The sequence below is a fragment of the Burkholderia sp. WP42 genome (assembly GCF_000745665.1).
GTDB classification, from domain to species: domain Bacteria; phylum Pseudomonadota; class Gammaproteobacteria; order Burkholderiales; family Burkholderiaceae; genus Burkholderia; species Burkholderia vietnamiensis.
This window is the reverse complement of the sequence record NZ_JQJT01000010.1, coordinates 283,744-290,628: the sequence shown is the minus strand read 5'-3', so window position 1 is coordinate 290,628 and position 6,885 is coordinate 283,744. Positions and strand designations below refer to the sequence as shown.

The window sequence follows — 6,885 nt, the reverse complement described above, 5'->3', positions numbered from 1 at the left end:
CCCCCGCTTTCATCCATAGATCGTATGCGGTATTAATCCGGCTTTCGCCGGGCTATCCCCCACTACAGGACATGTTCCGATGTATTACTCACCCGTTCGCCACTCGCCACCAGGTGCAAGCACCCGTGCTGCCGTTCGACTTGCATGTGTAAGGCATGCCGCCAGCGTTCAATCTGAGCCAGGATCAAACTCTTCAGTTTAAACCTGTTACTGTTTTCGGTTCCGTTAAGAACCGGTCGCTCACTCAAAGCTGACAGGTATATGAATCTCTTCATAAACCTGACTTACTTTAGTGTGAGACTCTTGATACTTTCGCTTTCTGATCCGAGGATCAGCTCGCTTCCATCAAGCGCCCACACTTATCGGCTGTTAATTTTTAAAGAACGTCGCGTTTCAAACGTCTCGTTTGTTTCGCGTCTCAATCAAGAGAGGCCGAATTATGGTTTTCCCCAGCATCGGCGTCAAGCACTTTTTGAAAATTTTTTGACAAGCGGTGCGGCGGGGTCCGTTGAGCAGCCTTCCGCAGCCGTCAAATCGAGACAGCGGCGGCGCCTTTGAGCGCCGCCGACAGCCCCGCCGCATCGCGCGCACCCCGCGCCAGTCAACGCCCAACCATCGCCCTCACCACCCCGTCGCGCCGGATCAGCCCGTGATAGAGCGCCGCCGCGAAGTGCGCGACGAACGTGACGAAGAACAGGTAAGCCAACACCCGATGCGCGACCCGCAGCCATGCGAAGGTCGCCGGATCCGCCGCGACCAGCGCCGGCAATTGCACCCCGCCGCCCAAGGTCACCGGGTATCCGCCCGCCGACAGCATCGCCCAGCCGATCAGCGGCATCGCGACCATCAGCGCATACAGCACGAGATGCGACCCGTGCGCGGCGAACTTCTGCCACCACGGCAGATCGTCCGGCAGCGCCGGCGCTTTCGTCGACAGCCGCACCGCGATGCGCACGCACACCAGCACCAGCACGGCGATCCCCAACGGCTTGTGCAACGCCACCAGGAAATCGTGTCGCCGCGAAACCGACGCCACCATCCCCACACCGACGAACAGCATCGTCACGATCATCGCGGCCATCACCCAATGCAGCAGCCTCGCCGGCAAGCCAAACGTCGTCGTTCCGTTCATCATCGTCCCTCCGCAGTCAATCGCGCCGCCCCGGCCACGCCGGCCTCTTCACTCGTGCGGCGCAGATACGAATCCGCATACGCGGCCGAGCGTGCCGCCAGCAACGGATCGCCCGACACCTGAATCCCGCGCGGCAGCACCGTCGGGTCGTAGTTCACGTCGCGGCACGCGCCGCTGTCCTGCGGCTCGACGCGATCGAGCACCAGCGTGCCGGCGTCGATCGTCGTTCGCTGCGCGGGCCAGGTTTTCGTCGCGTCGTCCACCGGATCGCCGGGGTCGGCCAAGGTGACGAGCAGCTTCCACTTCTGCGCACCGCCAGCGATGCGGCGCGTGACGTCCTGCTGCAGCACGTTCGGATCGGCCGCCGTCGCGACGTCCGCGGCGCCGGCCGTCTGCTCGGGCACGACGCGCCATCTCACCGCGTGCCGCTGGCCGGCGGCGTCGACGAAGTAGAACGCGTTCAGCCCGTAATAGCTTTCGGTGACGTAGCTCGCGCTCGGCTTCGCACCCTTCACCCATGCGCGGAAGGCGGCCGTCTCCGGATGCGCGGCGAAGAACGCCTTCACCTTTGCGGGATCGGGCTTGCCCGTCGCCGGGTCGGGCGCGGTCGCGAGCAGCTGCTCGTAGAACGCCTTCGGCGTCGCGACCGGGAACACCGGCATCGCGTTCATCCCGGTGCGCCATTGCTCGCCGTCCGGAGCGGTCAGCTTCAGCGCGAGGCTGCGGATCGGCACGCTGCTGTCCGGCGCATACGGATTGCCGCCCGGCAGCGCGAACCGGCCGACCACCGGCGTGCGCACGGGCTTGAAGAACGGCGCCACCGAATACGCACTCGCGGCGCCGCTGCCTTCGAAGTAGCCGGTCACGCACACGCCCTTCGCGTGATTGCGCCGGAAGCCCGGATGGACGCCGCCGCCGGCCGTCTGCAGCGCGTCGACGAGCCGATGCGGCGTCAGCCGCGCCGGCGCGAGCCACCCGCCGACATAGCCGAACGCCACCACCACGCCGGCCGCCGCGCCGCCGATCACGGCCCAGCGCCACCATCCGCGCCCAGGCTCGCGCGGCGGCGAAGAAGAAGATTGCTTCATGGATGCACTCCCGATCGTCTGATCATTGTCGAACGGGAATAGGACGCCGCCCGCGTCGCTTTATTCCACGAAACAATTTTTCGTATGCTGATGGAATAAGCGGTGCCGGGCGGCGTCTTACCCGGCATCTCCACGCCTTTCGGCTCGCACCCGGCCATGCCCTCAAACGCCCCCGACGACGACGCGTTGCGCGAACTCATCCCCAGGCTGCGACGCTTCGCGCTGTGGTTGGCGCGCGACGTCCACGCAGCCGACGATCTCGTTCAGTCGACGCTCGAGCGCGCGTTGTCGCGCTGGGCGAGCCGCCGCGACGACGCATCGCTGCGCAGTTGGCTCTTCACGATCCTTTACCGCCAGTTTCTCGACGGCAAGCGCAGCGCGAAGCGCTACGCGTGGCTGCTCGGCCGCATCCGCGACGATGAAGACGCGCACTGGCCGTCCGCCGAACGCGAATTCGCCGCGCGCGCGACGCTCGAAGCGTTCGGCCGGCTCTCCGACGAGCAACGCAGCCTGCTGCTGCTCGTCGCGGTCGAAGGCTTCACGTATCGGGAAGTCGCCGATCTGCTCGAGGTGCCGATCGGCACCGTGATGTCGCGCCTGTCGCGCGCGCGACAGGCGCTGCGCCAGCTCAGCGACGGCGAGCTTCCCGCTCCTTCTCTCCGGTTGATGAAATGAACGACCTCCGCCCCGACGAACACGATCTCCAGGCCTATGTCGACGGCCAGCTCGACGACGATGCGCGCGCCGCGGTCGAGCGATATCTCGCGCTGCATCCGGAGAGCGCCGAGCAGGTGAAGCAGTGGCAGCAGGATGCGCAGCGGTTGCGGGCAGCGCTCGAAAGCGTGCGGATGCCCACCGGGAATCCCGAGCTCGATCCGGCCGCGATTCGTTCGCGCCGCGCCGAACGCTCACGGATGCGGTTCGCGATGGCCGCTTCGTTCGTGTTCTGCATCGGGCTCGGCACCTTCGGCGGCTGGCAGGCGCGCGGGTGGAACGCGCCGCCGCCCGTCGCGCCGATGAGCGATGCGGTCGAGGCTTACCGGATGATGGTGGTCGATCAGGTCGCGAAGGTGGATTTCCGGCCGACGAGTGCGAAGGATCTGCATGGGTGGCTCACCAAACGCGTCGGCGCGTCGGCGAAGCTGCCGGACTTGAGTGCGGCAGGGTTCAAGCCGATCGGCGCGCGGTTGTTCATGACGGACAGCGGCGCCGCGGCCGCGATGGTGCTCTATGAGGACGATGCCGGGCGGACGCTGAGCTTCTATCTGCGGCCGGCGGAAGCGAAAAATCGGCTGCTGCCCGCGGGGCAGCGCGTGGACGGCGCGTTGATGGCGCGGTATGGGTCGGTGAACGGGCTCAACTATGCGGTGGTCGGGCCGGCGAGCAATCTCGGTGAGCAAGCCGTTGCAAGGGCGTTGGATCAGCAGATTTGAGGGGGTGATGTCGGCGGGCCGGCTGGTGGAGCTCGGCCAGCGCTCAAAGCGCTCATGTGAGACGTTCAGATCCACAGCGTTGGGAGTCGCTTTTGTGGCGGTTGTCCACACAGAGAGTCTCGTCTCGGTGCGTTCGCAGATCGGCGTGTCTTGCACGATTCCGGTGTCGTGCGGTTTGGCGTCTTCTGCGCGCGGGATATCAACATCAGTCTCGGCAACTCTGCATGCAGCCTCTCGTCGAACCGCCCATCTTCGGGTTACACAGCGTTTCGAGTGACTTCGGGCGGCGATATCCACACAGCTTTCACTGAGCCGGCATAGCGGATCTCGGTTCGGCTGCGCTCGCGGTGTTCGCATGCGCGTCAGTGCTTCGAACTCGTGCTTTTTGTCGACGGGCACAGCGTTTCCGATTGTGTTGCGTGCCGGTTGTCCACACTCAGAAGCCAAGCGCTACGGCAGCACGGGCGGCATTTGCGCGCCCTTGCCGTCTGCGCACTACGCGCGTTTCACCAGACGCCACGTCACCCAGTGCACCTTGAGCTCCCCCAGATTGTCCCGGACCAGCATGTCGGGCATCGCCGTCCCGGCTTCGACGCGCAGCACCTTGCCGCCGTATTCGTCCGTCTGCCAATCGCCGGTCACCGGGCAGATATCGCTCGTGCGGACCTGCGCGACGGGGTCGCGGTCCGACGCCGGCGCTGAAGGCCGATCGAGAAAGTACTGCGATTCGTCGGGGATGATGCCGTCCGCGTATCGCTTGTCTTCCCACAACAGGCGCCAGTGTGTCTTGACGGGCGTGCGCGTCTCGTCATCCCTGAGGTTCGGCGCGCGGATGTCGCGAATGAAATAGTTGAAGCAGCCGTTGTTGTGCAAGCTGCGATTGCCGACCGGCACAACGCCCAGCAACTTCGATCGCTTGACGGTAACGGGCTCCCAGATGCCGTCGCAAGGCACTTTGTGCCCGGATTTGATCACGGGGCCGACGGGTTCCGGAACCTCCGGCAGGTTCGCCGGAAATACCGGATATGGAAGCGTGTAGAAGGTGTTGTCGTATGCACCGGGAGACAGCAGCAGTCCGACCGAGCGCAGTTGTGCGAGACCGGTATGTCCGGGCTCGAATGGCGCGTGTTCCATCTGGTATTCCGATGCATGCAGCAGCCGCGCCAGCGCTTCGACCTTCGGCGGGTAAGGAGCAGCCTGCGCACCGCGATCCCAGTAATCGGGATGAGGGAAAAAATACGCGTTCAGATACGTAAATCGATCGAACGCGTATTGCAGCGGCTCTCTGCGCTGCCAAACGGACCGGTCTCCGCGGGCCAGTCCTGGCAACCCTCGATCGTAGGCTGCCAGTATTTCGAAGATGATCGGCAAATTGTTTGCCGGCATGACCTCGGGCTCATCTTCGGGCCAAGTCTTTACCGCGTTCTCGTACTCTTTCGCGAAAATCGCAAAGGCTTCGCGCTTGCGCTTCCAGAGCGAGAAGCTGGTCAGCCGTTGAAGCAGCCAGAAAATTCTGCGCCGGGTCGCATCGTCGGCCATGTCGTATTGCTTGATCGTCTTCGTCATCGTTGAACTTCGTACCACGCTTCCAATTCGCGTCGTGGGACTCACGTTGCTGTCGGTCATCTCTGTATGGGTCTCTTCATTCGCGAGCCGCAATCGGCTGCAGCGCCTTTTCACGCGTCAAAAAATAATGGGCTTCGTCCGGCACGACGCCGTCCCTGTATCGCTTGTCTTCCCACAACAGTCGCCAGTGTGTCGATCTGAGCGTTACATCGAATGTGTCAGCGTCAACGTCCGCAAAACCGGGGGCGACAGCTTCGGCAACGAAATAATTGAAGCAGCCATTATTTCGAAACAACTTGGCGTCGACCGGGATGGAGCCGGAGATACGACTCTGTTCGATGGTGACCGGCTCCCAGATGCCGTCACACGGAACCTTCTGCCCGGACGGGATCACCGGTCCAGCTGGATCCGGTACCTTGGGCAATACGGCAGGAAACACGGGACAGTCGAGCTGATAGAAGCCGTGATCGTAATGTGCAGGATCCAACAGTGAACTCGGCCATTCGAGATTCGCGACGTTTTCATCCGACCGGCGCTCCACTGGCGCATAGTCCATTTGAAATTGCGATGCGCGCATGAGTTGGTAAAGCGCATCCACCTTGGGGGGATAAGGCGCCACCTGCCCTCGCTCCCAATAGTTTGGGTTGCGATAGAAATAGCGCCCGAGGTCGTTGAATTTTCGGACCGCCTCCTCCAACGCCTGGCCTGCGCGCCATACGAATCGACGCCCCTTCCTGAGTTCCGCTACGCCCTCGTCATAGTCACTCAGAATTTCGAAGATAACTTTCAGGTGGTCTGCTTCGAGCGCGTCCGGGTCGTTTGGCAGCTGTGTCGTTACGGCGGCCTCGTACGCGTTTGCGAAAACCTGGAAGGCATCGTGTTTTGCCTTCCAAAGCGACCAACTTGTCAGGCGCTGAAGCAACCAGAACACCTTGCGACGTGTGGTGTCGTCGTGCATATCGTATCTACCCATCACTCTGCTCGCCTGCTCAGTCGACGTATCCGGTCCGAAAATTATTGGCCATCGTTTGCCACGGACTTCATCGGCGGCCAGGTTGACTCCGTTCTCAAATGAAATCCACGGCTCACCCTTCTTCGAATCGTCACCGGTGTCTTTGACGGCATCCGTTGATGCCCCGGCCCACAAGCTATCAAACAATTGATCTGTGCGTCCCATCCAGACCTTGGCCCCGCTCACAGCGCCCAAATTGGGTTCTCCCTCCACCGCACGCAGTGCACATCCACTCCGAATCACAGTCTCCGGACTGTGCTTATCCAAAGGTGTTAACAGGATTCGTATACATACGTAGTGATAGTTAACAAGCGCACGGCCTCACAGTGGATAACCTCCTTAACCCCCTGAATCCAAAGCCCGAACCGCAACGCATAACCCGCCGCAAAGCAGACGCAAATCTCTGTGCTGCACAGAACAACTTTTCGTCGATTCACAGCCGCGCCGACGTATCCCCAATCGTTCCACTGTGAATCCAGAGGCTTCCGAGCCGGTTATCCAGAGGGCGATGTGGATAACGTCACAGCGCACCGACACGTTTTGCTGTGACGCGACGACACGAGCGCAACGCCCCGACTTCGCCGCCCCGACACCGACTGCCAGCCGCCCCGCACACCGATTCAAAAAATTTTCACGAAGGGGCTTGTGCTGTCT

Annotated in this window: 6 protein-coding genes and 1 rRNA gene; 2 read left to right on the top strand and 5 right to left on the bottom strand. The window is 62.5% G+C overall.

The features are described 5' to 3' along the window. From EX20_RS06675 to EX20_RS06665, 3 genes are all read right to left on the bottom strand, one after another. A 16S ribosomal RNA gene (locus EX20_RS06675) occupies nucleotides 1–200 on the bottom strand; the annotation flags it as partial. Between the two features lie 401 nt (nucleotides 201–601). Beyond that, nucleotides 602–1,135 (bottom strand): cytochrome b, encoded by a 534-nt coding sequence (locus EX20_RS06670; protein ID WP_034193021.1) that lies wholly within the window; start codon nucleotides 1,133–1,135, stop codon nucleotides 602–604. Further along, on the bottom strand, nucleotides 1,132–2,220 hold the full coding sequence (locus tag EX20_RS06665; protein WP_034193020.1) for a catalase family peroxidase: 1,089 nt from the start codon (nucleotides 2,218–2,220) through the stop codon (nucleotides 1,132–1,134). Before EX20_RS06665 ends, EX20_RS06670 begins: the two co-directional genes overlap by 4 nt. A gap of 156 nt (nucleotides 2,221–2,376) precedes the next feature. On the opposite strand from EX20_RS06665, the gene EX20_RS06660 reads away from it, so the two are divergent. Together EX20_RS06660 and EX20_RS06655 are read left to right on the top strand one after the other, a co-directional pair. Continuing rightward, nucleotides 2,377–2,895 carry a sigma-70 family RNA polymerase sigma factor gene (locus tag EX20_RS06660; protein WP_011882731.1) on the top strand — a complete coding sequence of 173 codons (519 nt, stop codon included), beginning with the start codon at nucleotides 2,377–2,379 and terminating at the stop codon, nucleotides 2,893–2,895. Beyond that, on the top strand, nucleotides 2,892–3,653 hold the full coding sequence (locus tag EX20_RS06655) for an anti-sigma factor family protein (protein WP_011882732.1): 762 nt from the start codon (nucleotides 2,892–2,894) through the stop codon (nucleotides 3,651–3,653). Before EX20_RS06660 ends, EX20_RS06655 begins: the two co-directional genes overlap by 4 nt. Nucleotides 3,654–4,148: 495 nt before the next feature. Here EX20_RS06655 and EX20_RS06650 read toward each other — a convergent pair whose 3' ends face one another. Together EX20_RS06650 and EX20_RS06645 are read right to left on the bottom strand one after the other, a co-directional pair. Beyond that, the gene (locus EX20_RS06650) at nucleotides 4,149–5,219 is read right to left on the bottom strand and encodes an Imm72 family immunity protein (protein WP_034193019.1); all 1,071 of its coding nucleotides are present in this window, start codon (nucleotides 5,217–5,219) and stop codon (nucleotides 4,149–4,151) included. A gap of 76 nt (nucleotides 5,220–5,295) precedes the next feature. Continuing rightward, nucleotides 5,296–6,396, bottom strand: a complete 1,101-nt coding sequence (locus EX20_RS06645; protein ID WP_231572243.1) for an Imm72 family immunity protein — start codon at nucleotides 6,394–6,396, stop codon at nucleotides 5,296–5,298. Nucleotides 6,397–6,885: the final 489 nt, after the last annotated feature.